At 34.8% G+C, this 1,834-nt stretch carries 3 protein-coding genes; 2 read left to right on the top strand and 1 reads right to left on the bottom strand.

All coding sequences use genetic code 11. The annotated features are described in order from the left end of the window. Nucleotides 1-537: 537 nt before the first annotated feature. Both CCUN_RS09540 and CCUN_RS09535 read left to right on the top strand, forming a co-directional pair. Nucleotides 538-771, top strand: a complete 234-nt coding sequence (locus tag CCUN_RS09540; protein ID WP_085296709.1) for a hypothetical protein — start codon at nt 538-540, stop codon at nt 769-771. Beyond that, complete coding sequence (locus tag CCUN_RS09535) at nt 771-1,004, top strand: hypothetical protein (RefSeq protein ID WP_085296708.1); 234 nt, start codon at nt 771-773, stop codon at nt 1,002-1,004. Before CCUN_RS09540 ends, CCUN_RS09535 begins: the two co-directional genes overlap by 1 nt. 233 nt (nt 1,005-1,237) lie before the next feature. Here the strand turns inward: CCUN_RS09535 and CCUN_RS09530 are convergent, their stop codons facing one another. Then, nucleotides 1,238-1,834: a replication protein gene (locus CCUN_RS09530; protein WP_085296707.1), complete on the bottom strand. Its 597-nt coding sequence runs from the start codon at nt 1,832-1,834 to the stop codon at nt 1,238-1,240.

Here is a 1,834-nt window from a genome sequence, read left to right as displayed (position 1 = left end):
AATTATGTCCTTTCCGTTTTAAAGGTTAGTAAGAGCTTCCAACTAACAACTAACCTTTTGGCGTTTCTTTTTCTGCGATTATAACAAAATTTTATTGCATTGCAAATATTTCTCCCTTAAATTTCTAAAATTCAAAGAATTTAGATTCTACAAACCAAACTCTCAATCAATCAAACATCAACATAAAATTTTTAATTTAAAAATCTTTTGGGATACTACTATCTTAAAATGAAATTTTAATCTGGGCGAGACTACTCTTTGTAATACAATTTCGCTACCGCTCAATTGATTACTGCAGAGTCTCGCAAGGGGGATTCTCCCCCTTTGAACCCCCTAAAAAATCTGCGATTTTTGATCACGATTTTTGATCACTGAACACTGAACACATTGGGGGGTATGTCGTAGTAACCCCCCAATGTTGGCAAAAAAAACCCCTTTTTAAGGCTATAATCTGCAATGCAATAAAATTTTGTTATAATCTGTAATGCAATAAAATTTTGTTATAATCTGTAATGAAAAAATACATTGGAGCTTGTAATGGAAACAATTAAAAGGGGTAGAGGCAGACCTAAAGGCTCGGGAAAAAAAGCCCCGACATTTACTCAAAGCTTTAGAGTGAGCGAATCTTTAAAAGCATTTTATGATGAAATAGAACACGCTAACAAGTTTATGATTGACACAATCACAAATACCCCAGAGTATAAAGCCTTTATTGCCAAAAGAGAAGCACAAAAATATAAAGACCAACCGAGTTTATTTAAGGGAGAATAATGAGCCAAAAAGAAAAAATAAAAGCACTCATAGATTTTTACAAAGCAATCATCATTGCTTTTATGACTGCTCTTTTTGGCGTATTGGGTTATACATTCATCAATTACAAACATTATACAATTTACGATACTCTTACTGTGTTTTTGTGTATTCTAGGCATAATATCTGCTTTAGTAGTGTTTGTAAGGCTATTTTTAAGGGAGATAAACAAACTAGAAAAGGAAAAGGACTAATATGGGACTAATAGCATTATTTTCAGCATTTATAGCGTTTTTTGGATTTACTGCATATTTGATTTATAAATTCTCAACAATCAAATAACCCCATTCTTTCAATCCAGCAGTATAAGAAACTACGCTTTCTTTTAGTCAAGGGCTTCGCTTCGCTCGTGGATAGACTTACGCCTACCCTTGACTAAAACCGCTTGTTTCTTTTTAGCTGTCTATGAAAGAATGGAAATCTATATCTACCGCTTTGCAGTAGATTCTGCTTTGTGTCGGCGTGAGCGGAGATAAGCAACAAAAAGAATAGTATGCGTTGTAGCGTATTCAAAATGCTGTTCGTGGTCGTATTGCAAGAAGTCTAAAAGCTCACTATACTCAAACAAATCATTACCCCTTATAAGCTCAAATATCTCATTTTTTAGCTTTTTATTAAAATCAGTTTGACCTAAAATCTCAAGCTCTGCATTGATACCTACCGCTTTAATGTCTTTGAAGTCATATTGTGCTTTTTCAGGGTTATCAAGGTGTAGAAAATATCTCATTAAGCCTTGCAGATTATGCACCTTTTGCGGTATCGTGGCGTTAATTGTGTCGCTAATCTCTTTGACTTGCTCGTATGATTTAACATTCGTAAAAGTTACAACTATATGCCAATGCGGTTTTTTTTGTGTCTCATCGGCGTTAATGTCGCTATCGTGTAAAGGACTTCTAGCCCACTTCAAGTTAAAACGCTCGGTTAGAATCTGCTCCCAATCGGCAGGAACACTATCAGGGTAAGCGATGAAACTCCAAGCCCTAGCTCTAGTTTCTTTATTTGATTTTTGGTTTTCTTTTGGCAT

The organism is Campylobacter cuniculorum DSM 23162 = LMG 24588, from assembly GCF_002104335.1.
GTDB lineage: Bacteria > Campylobacterota > Campylobacteria > Campylobacterales > Campylobacteraceae > Campylobacter_D > Campylobacter_D cuniculorum.
Note: the sequence above shows the minus strand (reverse complement) of the source record. Positions and strands in the feature narration are given on the sequence as shown.

Coding starts and splice junctions, on each gene's coding strand:
- CCUN_RS09530 (WP_085296707.1), bottom strand. CDS start 1,834: ATGCCAAAAGAAAACCAAAAATCAAATAAAGAAACTAGAGCTAGGGCT.
- CCUN_RS09535 (WP_085296708.1), top strand. CDS start 771: ATGAGCCAAAAAGAAAAAATAAAAGCACTCATAGATTTTTACAAAGCA.
- CCUN_RS09540 (WP_085296709.1), top strand. CDS start 538: ATGGAAACAATTAAAAGGGGTAGAGGCAGACCTAAAGGCTCGGGAAAA.